The organism is Paenibacillus sp. FSL W8-1187 (assembly GCF_037965485.1).
GTDB lineage: Bacteria > Bacillota > Bacilli > Paenibacillales > Paenibacillaceae > Paenibacillus_O > Paenibacillus_O pasadenensis.
The window spans coordinates 2,225,015-2,242,091 of the sequence record NZ_CP150181.1 but is presented as its reverse complement, the minus strand read 5'-3'; the positions used below and the strand labels follow the sequence as shown (position 1 = coordinate 2,242,091).

Below are 17,077 nucleotides of genomic sequence, written 5' to 3'. Positions count from 1 at the left end.
CAGTCAAATGAGTTATTGACCCAACGGACGTATGAACGATCCGAGATAGCTGGCTCTGTAAGGACTACAGCCTTTTGTATATGACGCCGAGCTTGTCTATATTGTCGGCAGCGCGTCCGAAGAAGCCCGCAATACTGCTGCCGGCCGGGGCGGTAAAGGTAGTGGCGGTGCCGCTCTTCGTGCCCGAAGCAATCTTGCGTCCCTTGCTTGTCGTAAGCTCCAGATAGAAAATGCGAACGCTGTTGTTGTACGTATTCGTGTACACGAGCGCGCTGGCGATCGTTTCCCCGCTGTCCAGCGTAAGGGTGCTTGTTGTCCCGCCGGACCCGCCAATGCTGATCGTCGTTCCGTTCACATAAGTCATGGCGATGGAATCCAGACGGCTCGCTCCCCTTAGCGTGACAGAGAGCGGAGCGCTTGTCGCCGGAGCGTTGCTGTGGAGGAAGTTGAAGCCATTGCCGCCGCTTCCGCCCGCAAGATCACTGTAAGATACGGCAGCGCTGGTCGAGTACGTAAAGTTCGCGGCTATCCCGTAATGATCGGACAGTTGCGCGCCGTTCTCATCGGTAAAGTAAGTATCCTCGACCTGGTAGCTGTTCGCTTCGAGGGATAGGGCAGCGCCGCTGCGATAGAAAATCTTGTCGACGACTTCGTTGTCGGCGCTTGTCGATCCAGGGACGCCCAGCAAGGCGTCTGCGCCCATGGTCGGATAGCTGCCGCCGCGAACTTTCTCGATCCAGGCATCCTTCATCCCTAGCCGATCGACGAACAACGACTTCAAATTATCTTCGGATCGCGTATATCGGGTGTTGGTATCGCCGAATACAAGCACGGCATGACCTTGCGAATGCGCCTCGATATAGGTGGCGAGCTGGCTCAGGTTATCCCGTCTCGCTTCATTGGACAACGTGTCCGTATTGGCGTCGGCATGGAGATTGTAAACGTCAATGTAGACCCCTGCGGACATTTGGATTTGGCTGTAGGTGAAGCCCTTCGGTGTCAGCTCGTCCGATCCGTTGTCAAACAGTCCATAGCGTTTGTTCCAGGTCACTCGCTTCAAATCGTTGAGCGGGTAGTTCGACAGCGTGTTCAGGCCGCTGCCGATGCCGGCGCCGCCGGATGTCGGGGTGCGGTGGGGATGATTGTCGTTCGCATACAAGGAAGCGTGGTAATTAAAGTCCTCCTGCACGTTGACCAGATCATAAGGCCCCAGCTTGGCTCCGATCAACGGCGTAAATTTTTGCGGATCTGAGCTGCTGGACAGAAGCGCGGGCAATCCTCCGATATTGTAGGACAGCACCGTGAAGCTTCCTGTTGCCGCGCTTGCCTTCTGAACATAGCCGGTCATCCCTAATGGAGCCGCGCTTGCCAACGCCAGCGTTAATGCCAACACCTTGCGCCACTTCGGCATTTCAATTCATCACCCTTCAACATTTGATCGTGTGTTGCCTCCCACAGTCTAACACCCGATTTTGGCGAGCTTCCATATGACAAATCCCGTATTGTAGCAGAACCGTACGATTCTGCGGCAGGGCTCATCCAGAACCGGCTTCGCGCCTATATGAACATGAACAACGTTTATGGAAAAATCGCAGAGTCGTATAGGATGTGGCGCCGGAGACCGGGCTTTACGAGGGTTGATGCTCGTCGCGCCATTCATTCGCTTCCCGGACCACCTGCAATCCTCCCATTTCCATAAATTCCTGGACGAACGCATCGAAGAACTCCAGGGGCTGATCGCCCGTAATGATGGAGATATAGGCCTTGTTCTTCCATTTGATGAGGTCGGAGCCGTAACGGGCCAGAGATGGAGTCGCGACCTCCAGCGCATTGTAGAGTCCGTCCTTGTCCAGGCCCAGGGAGAGCGCCCATTGCTCTCTGCGGCCGGCCGGCATGATCGGAACAGTCATGCCCAGATTGGCGCCGATCAGGTTCTGATAGCTGAACAGCTTATCGTACGGCGGGAGCAGAATGACGTCCTCCTTGGATGGACTTGTCCATCGCCAGTGCGTCCCTTCGATTCCGTATTTCAACGTGGCCGCCTCGTCGGGATCGGGGTTGGCGCTGACATCGTCGAGAATCCGCAAAATCATCTCCAGCTTCCCAGGCTCTCGGACTGCGTCGGCGCCGATCGCCATGAAGCTCATGAGCATGTCATAGGCTTGGGAGCCGCGCTTGCCTTCCGGGCCTTGGACAGGCCTGCCAAACGAAATCCGGGCTTCCGGATAAGCCGCGGACAGCTCCTTCGCGTTGAAGGCGGCGGCGGCGGGAGACAGCTGTCCGTTCAAATTCCAGGCCAAATAGTCGCCTTCCTGGACCCAATGATAATAGTTGCCCATCGAGGTCATGCCGATCGTTCCATTGATGAAGGAATGGGAGAGATGCTTGTAGCCTCCCTTGTTCTCGCCCGTTATGAATTCAGGATCGATGACGCCGTCCCGATACCACTTCCTGAGAAGCCGCAGCGCCTCCTTCATCTCCGGCTGCAGGGCGCCGACGGCCAACTCCCCATCCTTCTCTCCGAAATAAAGCTGGTCGGCGAAGACGACCTGCCCGAAGGCGCCGAAAACGACGTTCATCCCTTCTCGGGACAAGCCGTACGTATCCTTCTTGCCGTTGCCGTCCGGATCGTCATGTGCGAACGCGTACATGACCTTCTCGAACTCGGCCAGCGTGTCGGGAACTTCAAGCCCGAGCTTGTCGAGCCAATCCTGCCGATAAACGACAGGGATACGGTAGACGTTCGTAGGATTGATGACCGGAATGCCGTAATAGCGGCCGTCGATGACGCCGTAATCCTGATAATGAGGCGCGTTCTCTCGAATGGCCTTCATGAGGTTCGGAGCGTACTTCTCCAGAGCCTCCTTCGGGATCTCGGCCAGCACGCCTTGCCGCTCATACTTGAGCAGATCCTGCGGCTGCCGGATCCGGAACAGGTCGGGGATGTCTCCCTGCGCCAGCTTCAGATCCAACAGCGCTTCGTAGTTATTGTTCTCGAGATTCCACAGGTCCAGATCGACGTTGAACTTCCTTTCCACGTAGCGGACCATCTCGGCCTCTTCGGGCACGGGCAGGTTCTGATGCATCGTCCAGGAGATTTCGTACTTCGGCTCGGTCGCGGCCTCGGCGGGGGGCAGGGACTGAGGCGAGGCGAGCATCGTCGAGGCTCCCTCGCATCCACCGAGCAATCCCGCTGACAAGATTGCGAAAAGGATGGCCGCGATGCGACGCGGCTGCTGTTTGGCCATGATTCCCCTCCGTTGCCGCTAGGCATGTCTTGCGATGCTGCGCCTGTAATTTCCCGGCGTGCAGCCGTGAATTTCCTTGAATTTCTTGATGAAGTAAGCCGCCGTTCCGTATCCGACCGTGCTCGCGATCTGCTCGACCGTCAGCTTGTTGGCCTCGATCAGCGCTTTGGCCCTCTCCATCCGCTGGCCCGTGACGTATTCGGTATAGGTTACGCCAACCTCCTCCTTGAACAGTTTGCTGAGGTATTTGGGACTCAAGAAAACTTGTCCGGCTACCGCGTCCAAGGACAAGTCCTCCGATAAGTGATCCTGGATGTACCGCTTGACAGCCTCCACGCTGGAGACCGCCCTCTCGCTGTTCCGACTTTCCATGTGCGCGATGAACTCGGCCGCCGAATTCGTCAACCAGTCCTGATAAGCCAGAATATGGGGCAGCCCGGCAAACTCGCCGTAGAGATCCGGATTGCCGGGATCGGGATGCTTGTAGCGGACGCTCTTCATGTAGTCGGAATAGACGAACACGGTATTCGCCAGAATATAGCGGCAATAATCCGCCGCATAGGCCCCTTCCCGCATGACCGTCGCCAATTGCTCGACGGCGTCGGCAAGGCCGTCCGCCTGGCGGGCATGCAGCTTGTCCCTGAATGTCGCCAGGATAGCCTGCGGAATTTCTTCCGTGCTTTGCTCTCGGTCCAGCAGCTCCGGATCGTTCAAAATGGACGTCTCCGGAAAGAAGTAGGCGTATTTCATCCGAATCCGGGCTTCGTCGAAGCTCCGGTGAACGTCGATCAGCTCCTCCACCCAACAGCCCCAGGAGATTTGGAAGTCGAGCTGGAATCGCTCCCTGCCTTCGGCCACGACGAACCGGGAAATCCGCTCCCGCAGCTCGCCGCTCTCCCGATCGGCGCCCATGAGGACGACCACCCTCTTATCGGGGAGCGCCTCGGCCCGAATGAAGCCATCCGGCAGCGCGGCCGCCTCCAATTGGCCGATCATTCGATAGGCCGCGTACTGAAGGCTGCGGGAATTCAGCCCGGCAAACGCTCCTCTCGAATCGAGAAGCAGGCAGCAGTAGCGGCCATACTCGCGGTCCAGGCCAAGAAAATCGAGGTCCTCGGCCAATTCCTCCTGACTGTAGCTGTTGCGCAGCAGGCCAAGGATGACATTGTGCCGGATGACCGAGCTGTTCGCTTCCAGCGTTTCCTCGAGGCTGGCGACTTTGGCGTTCAGCTTGACGAAGGCCGTATCGATCAGCCGGTACTCGTTGGCGACGCTTGCGGAGGCGGGGTCCAGCAGGCCCTTGATCTTGGCCGTCAGACGTTTGATCGGACCCGTATTCGCCCGCGCCAGCACTCCGGACATGACGATGCCGATCAGGAGCGCGAACAAGCAAAGGCCTAAAATAAGCTTCTGAATAAAAATCGACTTCTGGTAGAACGCGCTCGAAGGCATGATGCTGTACAGCTTCCATCCGGTCGATGGAAGCGTCAGGTAGGTCGCCACTTGGGAGGACCATTCTACCGTCCCCCCTGCGTCGCCCGCTCCCGGCTCCAGCGCGCCCGCTCCTGCCTCCGCCCTCTGGCCCAGCTTGCCCTTGTCGGAGCCGGATATTGCATTGCCCGAGCTGTCCACGATAAAAGTGCCTTCGTACCGGGAAGGCATCCTATTGCGGATGATTCCGCTGATCGCGCTCTCCTTTACGTCCACCGCGACGATCACCTCGCTGTCCGCTCCCGACGACCGGAACGGGTATCCGTGAGCGTAGGTGATGAGCGCCTGGCTCTTTCCGCCCTTCAGATTGGAATAGATGTCCTCGGGAACCAGGCGGGCTTGCGTCCACAGGCTGCTCTCCTTGCTGCTCCGCATTCCTTCGATCCAATCCGTCAAAAAAGGCGTTTCCCGCTCCCGGTCGGCGTAGAATTTCAGTCCGTAGGCAGAGGAGAGCATGATGTTCGGCTTGGGATAATAGAGATGCACCGCCTGAACGAAATCGGAGTTTCGGATGACTGCCGAACGCAGCAGCTCCTGCAGATCGAGCACCTCGGCATGATCGCCCTTAAAGGAGGGATCGGCGAGCAGCCTCACGTCTGCCGTCTTATTGAGGGAGATGTCCAGATAGATCTGCTGAGCCCGTCGAAGCACCGAGCTCTCGATCGTCTGGGCCGTATTCTCCAGCGCAATCCGGCTTCGGTCGCGCAGCTCCTCCTTATACTTGCCGGTAAAGTACATATAGAAGCTCGAACAAAGCAGAAGCACGATGACAAGGACGATAAATAGGTACGATAGGATCAGGTTAGCGAATACCGTGTTCCATTTTCTCAAGTCGTCCCCTCCTTCCGCTGCCGATCCTGCCTCAGCTTTCTCATTCAAAATACCGCATCTTTATTAAGGCAATGTCAAATCACGCCCGGTTCCTCCCAAAGCGACAGAAAGCGGAAATTGTCCTATTGCCGCCCGCCGCGCCCCGGTGCTACATTGAGTCCGGTTCCGATCCCCCGAGGGTCGAGATTAATCATGATAGGAGTAGACTCATTGTGAAGACAAAGGCAAAACCAAAGAACCGGCTCGTATCGGCCATGATGGGCGCGCTGCTGCTTTCGAATTTCGCAGGCGGAACGATCGCGCTCGCGGCTTCCGACGATCCATCCGCAGCTCTGCCCGCTGCTCTGCCCCCCGCTCCGGCATGGGGATACTTCGTCGACGGCTACAAGAACAACACGACCGCCAACATGACATTGGAATCCAACCCGGTGCTGGGCACGCTGTCCAGGTTTCTGGATCTGTGGACGCCGGGGACGTCCTGGAACAACGGCACGAAGCTCAACGCCGGCGTTCTCGACGCCAACATTCAATATGTTGCCGACATCGCGGCCAGCCGCACGGATGCAGAGGAAGCAGCGGCATATTACGATGACCGGCGCAACCAAACCTACGGCGCCATCGACGGCCTCGGCTCGCTGGCTGACGTCTACCGTCAGAACACGAACACGTTCACCACGATCACGAGCATTCCGGAAGACGCTGCATCGGTGAAGTACAACGACGGCAACGGCGCGAACAAGGGGGGCGACTCCGATTCCGAGCTCGGCAAGATGGTCGATCTCATCGGAACGGTGAGAGGCAACTACGCCTCGACTACCCCGGCCAAAAATAACTTCGCTTACATGCGTCCCTACCGCTGGCTGGACGACACGTCCATCATCGTGCCGACGCTTGTTCCTGCGATCAGCTCAACGCCGGCTACGGACGGCGGCTTCCCGAGCGGCCACACGAACGCATCGTACCTCGCCGCGCTGTCGCTCGCTTATGCCGTGCCGGAGCGGTTCCAGGAGCTGCTGACCCGCGCTTCCGAGATGGGCAACAATCGCATCGTCGCCGGCATGCACTCTCCGCTCGACGTCATGGGCGGGCGCGTCACGGCAACAGCTCTGGCGGCCGCTGCCTTGGCCGATCCGGACAACGCTGCGCTGAAGCAGGCCGCGTACGATCAAGCTCACGCTATCCTGCTGAAGGAGAACGGCACAGCTGAAGACCGCTTCAGCGATTACGCCAAAAATAAGGCGCAGTTCACCCAGCGGCTCACCTACGGCTTCACGCCGATCGCTTCCACTACGGAGGCCATGGTCGTTCCGAAGGGCGCCGAGGTTCTGCTGGAGACCCGCCTGCCTTACTTGAGCGGCGACCAGCGCCGTGCCGTTCTCGCGACGACAGGCCTCTCCTCCGGCTACCCGCTGCTGGACGATCCGGAAGGCTGGGGACGGCTCAACCTGTTCGCTGCGGCGGACGGCTATGGCGCCTTTAGCGGCGACGTTACGGTCGAGATGAATGCAAGCCAGGGCGGATTCCATGCCTCCGACAGCTGGAGGAACAATATCTCCGGACCCGGAAAGCTGACGAAGGAAGGCACGGGCACCCTGAAGCTCAGCGGTAGCAACACCTATTCCGGCGGCACCGAACTGAATGCCGGCACGCTGGAAGGCGCCTCGGAGACGGCCTTCGGCAGCGGCGCGGTTGCGAACAACGGCGGCACGCTCGCAGAGAGCGCAACGGGAAGAGTAGCGATCGGAGGCGACTTCGCTCAAGCTTCCAAAGGCACGTTGGAGCTGAACGTAGCGAGCTTCGGCGACATGCTCGATGTCGACGGCGCGATCGACGCGGACGGCAAGCTCGTCGTGAGCTTCGCGAAAGACTACGTGCCGGAAGCAGGCTCTCTTACTCTGATCCGCCATGGCAAGGACAAGCGCATCGGGCAGTTTTCCTCCGTGGAGATCAACGGATTGCCAAGCGGCTATACGGCCCAGCTTGATTACCAGTCCGACCGGATCGCGCTGTCCATCGACAATGGCACGACGCCTGGCACCACGCCTGGCACCACGCCTGGCACCACGCCTGGCACGACTGCGCCGGATACGGGAACAACTGATCCTTCCGCCGGGACGGACGATACGGATTCTGGCGGCAGCAGCGCTCCGGAACCGAACCAGGAGCCGGACGCCGGCATCGATCCGTTCCATTCGAACGTAGTCAGCCGCGAAGCCGTCGTGCAAACGGTCCGCGACGCGATTGCCGCTGCGGGCAACGAGAGCCGCTCGTTCCGCGACGTCGGCAAGCACTGGGCAAGCGGCACCATCGCCAAAGCGGCAAAACTTCGTATCGCGGGCGGTTACGCGGACGGGACGTTCCGGCCGAATGCGCCTGTCACCCGGGCCGAATTCGCCGCCATGATCGCCCGCGCGTTCGGGCTGGCGCCAAGCCCGGCTTCGAACGTCTATGCCGATGCCGCATCCAGCTGGGCTGCCGGCTCCATCGGCGCTTTGGCGGACAAAGGAATCATCGCCGGATACGCGGATGGCAGCTTCAGACCGAACGATCCGCTCACCCGCGCCGAGCTGGTGAAAATAATCTCGCAGATCTTGAACCTCAATACGCTGGCGAAAGGCTCCGCTGCCGGCTTTGCAGACGTACGCGGCGACCATTGGGCGGCGGAGGCAATCCGTCTGGCGTCCTCGGCCAGCCTCGTCCAAGGGATCTCTTCCTCCCGCTTCGCGCCGGACGACAGCAGCAGCCGCGCCGAAGCGCTGACGATCCTCCTTCGCGCCTTGGAGAGCGACCTTACGATCAAGGCTATGATCGACGCCATGTAAACGCAAGGGAAACGCAAAGAACCGGGGCTCATGCTGCACGAGCCCCGGTTCTTCATTCTGGTTCTGAAAATAAAAAAAAGCTCTGATCTGCGAGAATTCGCAGAACAGAAGCCTGTTGTAGATAAGAGTGGTGCGGTCAAGAGGACTTGAACCTCCACGTCATTGCTGACACTAGAACCTGAATCTAGCGCGTCTGCCAATTCCGCCATGACCGCGTGACACTTTTAATAAAATATCACACGGCCCGGATGCTTGTCAACCTTTATGTCGAAGGCTTGAAAAGCTCATGGCGCGGGCGGCATTCCGTAAGGCGGGGACGGCGTCTCCGGCCGTTTTTCGTCGGCAGGCACATAACCGTAAGGTCCGCCGGCAAGCGCGAAGCCGCCTGCTTCCTCCTCCGGCGCTCCGTAAAGCGGAATGCCGTCGTCGCGCGCTCCTTCGGCTTCCTCGGACGCCAGCTCATGGGCTCCATAAGGCGTCTCGCTCAGATGTCGCTCCTCGACCGGACCGGAATAGTATGGCGTGACTTCCACGCCGCCATACAGCCGCTCGCCATCCGGGCCTGCGAGGCGGACATTGCCGCATACAGGGCAGCGGAACACCGTCACGCCATCGACCTCGGACCCGTTCATCACCATATGATCGTTTGGACAAAACATCTCGCGCTCTCCTCCTTCGTCGTTCAGGACGATGCGGAACGCGGAGCTGCTGCGGATTCGTACGTATAGCCCCGGCTGAGCTGGACGACCCGCCGGTTCGCCTTGCGGATCATGACGCTGTCGTCATCCCAGGCGACGACGATTCCGAGCACGTCGTTCTGCTCCATTTCATCCCGGATGACCCGGACCTTCTCTCCGGTCAGCCGGAATCCGTTCAGCAGATCGTCGCTGGCAAGATTCATCTTATTACCCTCCTCTCCTGCTGCTGAAACGCCGCCGCATCAAAAAGCCCCGGAAGCACCGGGGCTGAAGCCGCTCTATTCTGCGTTGCCGACATGCTCCTTGGTATCGTTCGTCTCGTACCACTCGTCCAGCACGCGCGAGCTCATGACCCGCTTGGAAATATAATCGGCCTGCTTGTCGGTGAACTGGCCCTTCCACTCCAGCCCGAGCTCCTCGCTCAGCTTGACGATCGTCAGCAGCTCGGACCAGGCGACGTACCGTTTGTACCAGAAAAATTGCGGATGCTCGATCATGTACGGATACAGATCGTCGAATTCGGTATGCTTGCAATCGAGCGCGCGCTCGAAATGAATTTTGGCAGCGGACAGCTTGGCTTCAAAGAAACCGGGATCTACGTTTTCCATCGCCTTGTGCCTCCCCATGTAAGAAATCTTCTTTACCCATTATAGGCGATATGCCGGGCAGGGAAAAGGGAAGATTTTGACGGCTATTCCTCGAAGACGATCGATCCGCCCTCGAGCGAGCGGATGCGGACGAGCGGCTCGACGCGGATGCCTTGCTCGCGCAGCGTGCTGGCGCCGGCCTGGAAGCACTTCTCGATGACGACGCCGAATCCGACGAGCTCGGCTCCCGAGCGCTCGATGATGCGCACGAGACCGCGCGCGGCGTCGCCGTTGGCGATGATGTCGTCGATGAACAGCAGCCGGTCCTCCGGAGACAGCAGCGACTTGGACACCATCAGATCGGTCACGATGCCCTTGGTGAACGACGGCACCCGCTCCGAGTAATGATCGGGATCGGCGATCAGCGTCTTCTTGCGCCGAGCGAACAGCAGCGGCACGTTCAGCTCCAGCGCCGTGGCGAAGGCGACCGGGATGCCGGACGATTCGACGGTGATGACCTTGGTCGCCCCCGCTTCCCGGAACAGGCGAGCGAACTCGCGCCCCATCTCCATCGTCAGCGCCGGATCGACCTGATGGTTGAGGATGGCGTCCAGCTTGACTACATCGGCAGACAAGATCGACGCGTCCTGAAGGATTCGGTTTTTCAGCATTTCCATATCGGCTTGGTCCCTTCCTTGGGGAATTCTTTCCGTTAAATTATCATAGCCCGGCCGTTCCTGCAACCTCGCCCAGCCGCTCCCTGTCATGCCTGTCCGCCGCCGCACATAGGATGTAAGGACAATCCATGCGAGAACGGAGGCGAAGCCATGCGGGGACGCGTCTTGCGCGTGCTGCAGATCGGATTCACGTATATGGGCACCGTCGTCGGTGCCGGATTCGCCACGGGCCAGGAGATCCTCCAATTCTTCACCCGCTACGGCCACTGGGCCGTGCTGACGATCGTGCTCGCGACCGCCATGTTCATCTGGCTCGGAGGCAAGATGATGCTGCTCGCCGGCGAGATCGGAGCCAAGTCTTACGAGGATCTCAACAAGGCGCTGTTCGGACCGGCCGTCGGCCAGCTCGTCAGCTATTTCATGCTCGTCGTCCTGCTCGGCGTGAACGCCGTCATGCTGGCGGGAGCGGGAACGATCTTTTATGAGAACTGGAACCTGCCCTACCAGATCGGACTCGTCGTGACGCTCATCGCCTGCTATCTCATGCTGCGTCGCGGCATGAACGCCATCCTGACGATCAACAGCATCGTCGTGCCGTTCATGTTGCTGTTCACGGCGATCGTGCTGTACGACACGTTCACCTCGCCGAGCGGCGGCCGCTGGCTGCAGCTGACGACGGACGACTCGGCGCTGCGGGTGTGGACCGCCCCGCTGCTGTACACCGCGTTCAACCTCGCGATGGCTCAGGCGGTGCTCGTCCCGCTCGGCGCCGGGATCACGGACCGCAAGGCGATCCGGCTCGGCTCGCTGTTCGGCGGCATCGGCATCGGCTTCATGCTGCTCGCCGGCCATATCGCGCTGTCGTCGCATATGCCGGGCGTCCAGCAGTACGAGATCCCGATGGGCGGCATCGCGCGCCAGCTCGGCTACGGCATCCAGTTCGTCTATATCCTGCTCATCTTCTCCGAGATCTTCACGACGCTCATCGCCGACATCTACGGCCTGGCCCTGCAGCTGCAGCAGCGCGTGGCGGTTTCACCGAACGTGCTGCTGCTGATCATCCTCGTCCTCTGCTACCTGCTCAGCCAGATCGGCTTCGGCCCGCTCGTCAAGACGCTCTATCCGATCTTCGGCCTGTTCAGCCTCGGCTGGCTGGCGCTCATGATGCTCAAGAAGACGCGAAAGCGGCCGGAGAGCGATTAGCTCTCCGCCGCTCCAGGCGCCGCTTCCAGATAGACCTGCTTCAGCTGCGAGATGACCCTCGTCAGCGAGTAGGCTTTTTTGGCTTTGTCCCAGGCGGCGCGGGCAAGCTGATAACGGAACGTCTGGTCCGTGATGAGCCGCTCCAGCGCCGCGGCCAGCGCCGCCGCATCGTCTGGCGGCACGAGCAGCCCGTTCACGCCCTCCTCGATCTGCTCGCCGATGCCGCCGACGTCGGTGCCGACGAGCGCGAGCCAGCAGAGCGCCGCCTCGGCGAAAACGCTGCCGAACGCCTCCGCCCGCGATGGCAGCACGAACACGTCGAAGAACGGCATGAATTCCTCCGGATGCAGCATGTAGCCGTAAAAAATGATGTCGTCGTACAAGCCGAGCTCGGTCGCAAGCGTCTCGAGCTCCTTGCGGATCGGGCCGTCGCCGATGATGTGGAGGACGAACGGATGGCCTTTGTCCTTGAGCTCGGCGCAAGCCCGCAGCAGGATGTCGATTCCTTTGGCGGGCACGAGGCGGCATACCGTGATGAGCTGCGTCACCTCGTTCTCATGGCTGATCGGCTTGAAGCGCCGCTCGTCGAAGCCGTTGGCGATGACGCCGATCGCCTCCGCGTCGTCGACGTACGGAGCCATGTACCGGCGGAACGAATCCGATACGGTCAGCAGCCGGTCGGCGGCATGCTCGAGCTCGCGATAGATGGAGGCGAGGAACCGGTGCTCCGGCCCGCCCTCCTCGATCTTGCCGTTCAGGATGAGCTCGCGCTCGTAGCTCGAGTGGATCGTGACGACGAGCGGCGTGTCGGGAAAGACCTGCTTCATGACGAGCGCGGCGACGGGATGATGCGCGTGGATCAGGTCGTAGTTGCGCTTGATGCGCATTTTGGTCCACCACAGGTAGTCGCTCAGCGTCTGAAGATACTTGGCCGCGATCGGATTGTCCCGATACGGCTCCGGATCGAACGTATGCAGCCGCACTTCCTCGGTTCCCTTGCCGCGGATCCGCTTCGGCAGGGAGAACAGGTCGGTCGGCCAGCCGACCTTGTTGAACCGATCCTGCATATAAGGGACCATGGAGGACACGCCTCCGGGCTGCTCGGGAGGAAAGAACAAAGCCTGCAAAATTTCCATCTGATCGCTCTCCTTCCAGCTTGGCCATGATAGAATGGAACGGACGTTCCCTCTAATGGTTGGACGGGGAACAGCCGATACCGTGAAAAGGCGGCAAGCGAATCGCTTCCGCTGCCCGGCCGCCGCTGCGAAACGCGGAGCCGGACCGATGCTGACAAAGGCGGAGTGCATGTTCCATGACCAATTGGCCTCAGGCTGCTTCGATTCAACTATTCGCATCCGCCTGCACGCTGACCGTGCTTGCGCTGATGATCTTCATGGGCGTGAAGCTGTATCGAAGCTATCGCCGCCATCACGTCTACCGGCTGCTGATCCTCATCCTGCCGCTGCTCATGATCCGGCAGGGGATGCTGCTCGCCGGGCTGGACCAGGGCGATGCCCTTCCCTTGCTCCAGCTGGCGACGCGCCTGCTCGGAATCTTTTCTTTCATCATTATAAACTTTGTCTTCATGAAATTATATAGCCATCCCGGCGCGAAGCTGCGCGGAGCTCCGTTCGTCGTCATGGCCGCCCTCGCCTTCGCGATCGCCGGAGCGGAGCTGGCCATGAATCCGGGCCTGCTCGACGCTGCCGACGGCCGTGCGGTGCCGCTCGTGCTGCTCGACTTCTACGGCATCATCATCAATTTCCTCATCCTGCTCGATACGCGGGGGGTCGAGCTGCGCACGAAGTATTCCGCCAGCTTGATCGTCTACTTTACGGCCGACCTGGCGCTCGTCACCGACCGCTACGTCTTCCAGGGCGGCATGCCGGTGCTGCTCGTGCTTTCGCGGATGCTGCCCGTCGTCTACTTCACGCTGCTGTTCCTGCTGCTGTTCGAATGGGTGCTCGAGCGGCTGCTCACGACCTACCGCTCCTCCATCACCGACGGGCTGACCGGACTGTACAACCGCCGCCATTTCCAGCAAAAGGCGGAGCTGCTGCTCCGCCGCGGCAAAGGAATCGCCGTCGTCTTTTGCGACATCGACAACTTCAAGAAGCTGAACGACACGCAAGGCCATCACCGGGCCGACGGCGTGCTCAAGCAGATCTCGGAGATGATGCGGGAGCTCGTGCAGGGCATCGGCTCGGCCGGACGCTACGGCGGCGAGGAGCTGCTGCTGGTCGTCGGCTCCAGGGAGAAGGCCGCCGAGCTCGCCGAGACGCTGCGCCGGCGGATCGAGCAAGAGACGATCGTCACCGTCAGCATAGGCGTCAGCTACTCCCGGCCCGGCATCAGCGTCGACCAGATCGTGCGCGAGGCCGACGAAGCGATGTACCGCTCCAAGACGACCGGCAAAAACCGCGTCACCGTCGTGAACGAGCCCGCTCGCGCCGCGAGGGGCAAAAAAGCATCCCCCGTTTAGGGCGTGTTTGCACCCCCGCTCAGTTGCGTCTATCACCGCCTTTTTGCCCCCTGCTTCGTCACGCAGGGATCAAAAATTCGGCAATATTCGGCTTCCTTCGAAGGATGCAACACGCCCTAGGACGGCGGATGCCTTTTCTTGACTGCCCTTTCTTGGCGCGACCGGCTCCAGGCGCATGGCGCGGGGCAGCTGCGGCCGCCCCGGCTGCCGGGGTCAGGCGCCGCTGCTGAGCCGCCAGTCGGCTGCGGCCGTCTGCCCCGACACGAGCCGGATCGCCGCCGGCAGCTGCGCGAGCTCGGAGATGACCGCGTCCGGCAGCGCCGCCGCCTCGTCCGGCCAGGCCTGGCTGCTCCGCAGCCAGACGGTCTTCATGCCGCTGAAGTAGGCGCCCTGGATGTCGTTGACGGGATGGTCGCCGACAAAAAGGGCCTGCTCGGGCTGTACGCCAAGCTCGCGCAGCCCCATGGCGAAGATCTCGCGCTGCGGCTTGCGGCAGCCGGCCGACTCGGAGACGAGGATCGATTCGAACCAGCGCGCGAGCCCGGTCCGCTCCAGCTTGCCGCGCTGAATCGCGTCCTTGCCGTTCGAGACGATGCCGAGGCGATAATACGGACGCAGCGACGCGAGCAGCTGCGCCGCGCCGCTCATCGCCCGCGCGGCGGCGACGTATTCCCGCTCATAAAAGGCCATGAGCTCCGCAGGGTCGGAGCATGTGCAAGGAAGAAGCTCCGGCAGCTCCCGAAACAGGTCGTGCTTCGGCTTGTAGCCGTCCTCGTCCAGCTCGATCAGCCGCCGCGTCCAGCCTGCGCGCCCGCTCTCCGGCACGGCGGCATACCGCTCGGCGAAGCGGCAGGCGAACTCGTGGAAGCCTGCCGTACGGTCGAGCAGCGTATTGTCCAGGTCGAACAGGATCGCTCGTATCATCGCTCTCCTCCTTTTTGCCGATCGCTCACGCTTGCAAGCCCCGATAGCGTCCCGTCACGAGCTCCCGACAATACGGCTCCAGCTGCGGCATGGCGAGCCGCTCGGCGCGGGCGACCGCCTCGCCGATATCGTAGGGCACCCGGATCAGCTGCAGCGCGAAAGGCGCCATGGCCGCCGCATCCGGCTCCCCTTCCACGATCGCGTAGGAGGCTTGCGGCAGATCGAGCGGGTTGCCGACGCTGCCGCAGTTGAACAGCAGCCTGCCGTCCACATATTGGGCATAGGCTTGGTGGATGTCTCCATAGCCCAGCGCATCGGGGCGGCCGCTGCAGCCGTCCGGCGGATCGAACATGGACGCCCTGTCCTCCGGGGAGTCCCAAGGCTGGACGCGGCGATACACGCTCTGCGGAGAAGCATGGACGAGGCGGATGAGCCGCCCGCCGAGGCGAAGCTCCGCGCAGAACGGCAGCTCCCGCAAATAGCGGAGCCGCTCCGGCCCGAGACGCTCCTGATGCCAACGGAGCGTCTCGTCGTCCGTCGGCAAGCCGAGGAATTCATCCCAGTTGCCGCGGATGACCGTCTCGCAGCTGCTTCGCACCTCATCGACGGCCTCCGCCGGCTCCGGTCCCTTTCCCGCCAGATCGCCCAGGCAGACGATCCGCGAGATGCCTCTGGCCCGGATGTCCGCGAGCACCGCCTCCAGCGCCGGCATATTGCCGTGTACATCAGATAGGATCGCGATCCGCTCCATGCAGTCCCTCCTTGAAAGCGGTTCATAGTAGCTTATGTACGGCAGGCCGGGAGGAATGATTCCTCCCGGCCGATTATTTGCGCAAGCGCGTTTGCCGCGGGATCGTTCAGCGGCCGCGCACCGTCTGGACATCCGCCGCCGGGATCCGTTCTCCCTCGTAGAGCATGAACCGCCCCTCCTGCCATTCGATGCGCAGCAGCCTGCGGTCGTCGGACTGGTATTGCCACACATGCAGCTCGCCCGCCGGATGATGGGGGGCCCTGCCGGACGACGTCACCGGAGAAGAATGCTGCTCTTCCAAATAGTAGTCCCGGCCGTCCAGCGCCATCGTCGACGGCACCTCCTCGATCGAGTCCAGCCGTCCGTCGATCGGCTCGTACAGGCTGTACTCGGTCTGCTCGCGGTCCTCGATATGGAGATAGCGGAGCCGGGTGCCGTCCTGCAGCGTCAGGAACGTTTCCTTGCGCCGGAAATTCTTCGTCTGGCCGATCACCTCATACGTCTCCAGCGAGATCTCGCAGATGTCGCCCGGGCCGAGCGTCAGCATGCTTTTCTCGGCCGGCGCCGGCTCCGGACGCCGCATGAGGTTCGCCACTCGTTTGAACAAGCTCATGCCTTCGCCGCCTTATTCCGGTTTTTTGTATTGGTTCAGCAGGGCAGCCAGCTCATCCTCGACTTTTTTGTCGCGGCCGAGCGCCTCGAACTCCTCGTCGAGCGACTTCGCCCGGTCGTTCAGGACGTTGCTCGCCTCCGCTTGCGATTCGAGGCCGAGCACCTTGTCTTCCATCCGCTTCAGTCCGGCCATCGCCGTATCGGAGCCGAAGCCGCTCATCGAACGGTTGATCTCGACCTGCGCTTTGGCTGCCTGGGCCCGGGCGACGAGCGACTCGCGCTTGCTCTTAAGCTCGCCGAGCTGCTTTTGCATCTGCGCGAGCTTGTCGCGGAGCAGATCCGCGGAAGCCTTGTTCGTCTCGAACGCGGCGCGGTATTCGTCCCGCTTGGCTTCGGCGCTCTGCTTCTCCGCAAGCGCGCGGCGAGCCAGATCGACATTGCCCGCCTCGGCGGCGGCATGGGCCTGCTGCAGGCGGCGTTGAAGAAGCTCCTCCTGCTCCTCGAGCAGCTTCTTGAACTTCTTCTCCAGGGCGATCTGGGCCGCGACCGCCTTTTCGGCTTCTTCCAGATCGCTCGCCATGTCGCGGATATATTGATCGGTCATCTTGACCGGATCCTCGGCTTTGTCGATCAGGGCATAAACGTTGGATAGAGTCAGATCGCGCAGGCGTTTGAACAGAGACATGGATAAATTCCTCCTTGGAAGGTCGATTAATCGGTACTGAAAAGTTTGCCAGTCAATTAGTTTCTT

The 17,077-nt window shown here is 61.0% G+C and carries 15 protein-coding genes, 1 tRNA gene and 1 pseudogene; 4 read left to right on the top strand and 13 right to left on the bottom strand.

All coding sequences use genetic code 11. From position 1 onward, the window contains the following. Positions 1-64: 64 nt before the first annotated feature. From NYE40_RS09620 to NYE40_RS09610, 3 genes are all read right to left on the bottom strand, one after another. On the bottom strand, positions 65-1,411 hold the full coding sequence (locus NYE40_RS09620; protein WP_101808947.1) for a jacalin-like lectin: 1,347 nt from the start codon (positions 1,409-1,411) through the stop codon (positions 65-67). A 217-nt stretch (positions 1,412-1,628) separates the two neighbouring features. After that, complete coding sequence (locus tag NYE40_RS09615) at positions 1,629-3,158, bottom strand: ABC transporter substrate-binding protein (RefSeq protein WP_244912795.1); 1,530 nt, start codon at positions 3,156-3,158, stop codon at positions 1,629-1,631. Positions 3,159-3,266: 108 nt separating this feature from the next. After that, positions 3,267-5,570, bottom strand: a complete 2,304-nt coding sequence (locus NYE40_RS09610) for a helix-turn-helix domain-containing protein (RefSeq protein WP_101808945.1) — start codon at positions 5,568-5,570, stop codon at positions 3,267-3,269. 212 nt (positions 5,571-5,782) lie between these two features. Here NYE40_RS09610 and NYE40_RS09605 point away from each other — a divergent pair. Together NYE40_RS09605 and NYE40_RS09600 are read left to right on the top strand one after the other, a co-directional pair. Further along, positions 5,783-7,585 (top strand): annotated as a pseudogene (locus tag NYE40_RS09605) (phosphatase PAP2 family protein); the annotation flags it as partial. A gap of 204 nt (positions 7,586-7,789) precedes the next feature. Next, complete coding sequence (locus NYE40_RS09600) at positions 7,790-8,392, top strand: S-layer homology domain-containing protein (protein WP_339280039.1); 603 nt, start codon at positions 7,790-7,792, stop codon at positions 8,390-8,392. A gap of 128 nt (positions 8,393-8,520) precedes the next feature. Here NYE40_RS09600 and NYE40_RS09595 read toward each other — a convergent pair. The 5 genes from NYE40_RS09595 to NYE40_RS09575 form a co-directional block, all read right to left on the bottom strand. After that, positions 8,521-8,607, bottom strand: a tRNA-Leu gene (locus NYE40_RS09595). Positions 8,608-8,676: 69 nt separating this feature from the next. After that, a complete protein-coding gene (locus NYE40_RS09590; protein WP_146000530.1) occupies positions 8,677-9,051 on the bottom strand; it encodes a zf-TFIIB domain-containing protein in 375 nt (124 codons plus the stop codon). Between the two features lie 23 nt (positions 9,052-9,074). Next, positions 9,075-9,293, bottom strand: a complete 219-nt coding sequence (locus NYE40_RS09585) for a hypothetical protein (RefSeq protein ID WP_101808942.1) — start codon at positions 9,291-9,293, stop codon at positions 9,075-9,077. 75 nt (positions 9,294-9,368) lie between these two features. Continuing rightward, positions 9,369-9,698, bottom strand: a complete 330-nt coding sequence (locus tag NYE40_RS09580; RefSeq protein WP_028599547.1) for a hypothetical protein — start codon at positions 9,696-9,698, stop codon at positions 9,369-9,371. A gap of 83 nt (positions 9,699-9,781) precedes the next feature. Further along, positions 9,782-10,354 (bottom strand): xanthine phosphoribosyltransferase, encoded by a 573-nt coding sequence (locus NYE40_RS09575; protein WP_028599546.1) that lies wholly within the window; start codon positions 10,352-10,354, stop codon positions 9,782-9,784. Between the two features lie 150 nt (positions 10,355-10,504). On the opposite strand from NYE40_RS09575, the gene NYE40_RS09570 reads away from it, so the two are divergent. Then, positions 10,505-11,557, top strand: a complete 1,053-nt coding sequence (locus tag NYE40_RS09570; protein ID WP_101808941.1) for a hypothetical protein — start codon at positions 10,505-10,507, stop codon at positions 11,555-11,557. Here NYE40_RS09570 and NYE40_RS09565 read toward each other — a convergent pair. Next, positions 11,554-12,693 (bottom strand): glycosyltransferase family 4 protein, encoded by a 1,140-nt coding sequence (locus tag NYE40_RS09565; protein ID WP_101808940.1) that lies wholly within the window; start codon positions 12,691-12,693, stop codon positions 11,554-11,556. The genes NYE40_RS09570 and NYE40_RS09565 overlap by 4 nt on opposite strands. Positions 12,694-12,869: 176 nt before the next feature. Here NYE40_RS09565 and NYE40_RS09560 point away from each other — a divergent pair, with 176 nt between their 5' ends. Continuing rightward, complete coding sequence (locus tag NYE40_RS09560) at positions 12,870-14,039, top strand: GGDEF domain-containing protein (protein ID WP_028599543.1); 1,170 nt, start codon at positions 12,870-12,872, stop codon at positions 14,037-14,039. Between the two features lie 213 nt (positions 14,040-14,252). Here the strand turns inward: NYE40_RS09560 and NYE40_RS09555 are convergent, their stop codons facing one another. The 4 genes from NYE40_RS09555 to NYE40_RS09540 all read right to left on the bottom strand — a co-directional run bounded on the left by NYE40_RS09555 (position 14,253) and on the right by NYE40_RS09540 (position 17,011). Continuing rightward, a complete protein-coding gene (locus NYE40_RS09555; RefSeq protein ID WP_052333387.1) occupies positions 14,253-14,963 on the bottom strand; it encodes an HAD family hydrolase in 711 nt (236 codons plus the stop codon). Between the two features lie 25 nt (positions 14,964-14,988). Then, entirely contained in the window at positions 14,989-15,714 is a 726-nt protein-coding gene (locus NYE40_RS09550) for a metallophosphoesterase family protein (RefSeq protein ID WP_028599542.1), read from the bottom strand. Between the two features lie 106 nt (positions 15,715-15,820). Continuing rightward, positions 15,821-16,327 carry a DUF4178 domain-containing protein gene (locus NYE40_RS09545; protein ID WP_028599541.1) on the bottom strand — a complete coding sequence of 169 codons (507 nt, stop codon included), beginning with the start codon at positions 16,325-16,327 and terminating at the stop codon, positions 15,821-15,823. 12 nt (positions 16,328-16,339) lie between these two features. Further along, positions 16,340-17,011, bottom strand: coding sequence for a PspA/IM30 family protein (locus NYE40_RS09540; RefSeq protein ID WP_028599540.1), 672 nt, complete (start codon positions 17,009-17,011; stop codon positions 16,340-16,342). Positions 17,012-17,077: the final 66 nt, after the last annotated feature.

Excerpts from the sequence above, each read along its gene's own strand:
- NYE40_RS09590 (WP_146000530.1), bottom strand. The coding sequence starts at position 9,051 with ATGTTTTGTCCAAACGATCATATGGTGATGAACGGGTCCGAGGTCGAT.
- NYE40_RS09615 (WP_244912795.1), bottom strand. The coding sequence starts at position 3,158 with ATGCTCGCCTCGCCTCAGTCCCTGCCCCCCGCCGAGGCCGCGACCGAG.
- NYE40_RS09555 (WP_052333387.1), bottom strand. The coding sequence starts at position 14,963 with ATGATACGAGCGATCCTGTTCGACCTGGACAATACGCTGCTCGACCGT.
- NYE40_RS09585 (WP_101808942.1), bottom strand. The coding sequence starts at position 9,293 with ATGAATCTTGCCAGCGACGATCTGCTGAACGGATTCCGGCTGACCGGA.
- NYE40_RS09550 (WP_028599542.1), bottom strand. The coding sequence starts at position 15,714 with ATGGAGCGGATCGCGATCCTATCTGATGTACACGGCAATATGCCGGCG.
- NYE40_RS09570 (WP_101808941.1), top strand. The coding sequence starts at position 10,505 with ATGCGGGGACGCGTCTTGCGCGTGCTGCAGATCGGATTCACGTATATG.
- NYE40_RS09575 (WP_028599546.1), bottom strand. The coding sequence starts at position 10,354 with ATGGAAATGCTGAAAAACCGAATCCTTCAGGACGCGTCGATCTTGTCT.
- NYE40_RS09560 (WP_028599543.1), top strand. The coding sequence starts at position 12,870 with ATGACCAATTGGCCTCAGGCTGCTTCGATTCAACTATTCGCATCCGCC.
- NYE40_RS09540 (WP_028599540.1), bottom strand. The coding sequence starts at position 17,011 with ATGTCTCTGTTCAAACGCCTGCGCGATCTGACTCTATCCAACGTTTAT.
- NYE40_RS09565 (WP_101808940.1), bottom strand. The coding sequence starts at position 12,693 with ATGGAAATTTTGCAGGCTTTGTTCTTTCCTCCCGAGCAGCCCGGAGGC.
- NYE40_RS09620 (WP_101808947.1), bottom strand. The coding sequence starts at position 1,411 with ATGCCGAAGTGGCGCAAGGTGTTGGCATTAACGCTGGCGTTGGCAAGC.
- NYE40_RS09580 (WP_028599547.1), bottom strand. The coding sequence starts at position 9,698 with ATGGAAAACGTAGATCCCGGTTTCTTTGAAGCCAAGCTGTCCGCTGCC.
- NYE40_RS09545 (WP_028599541.1), bottom strand. The coding sequence starts at position 16,327 with ATGAGCTTGTTCAAACGAGTGGCGAACCTCATGCGGCGTCCGGAGCCG.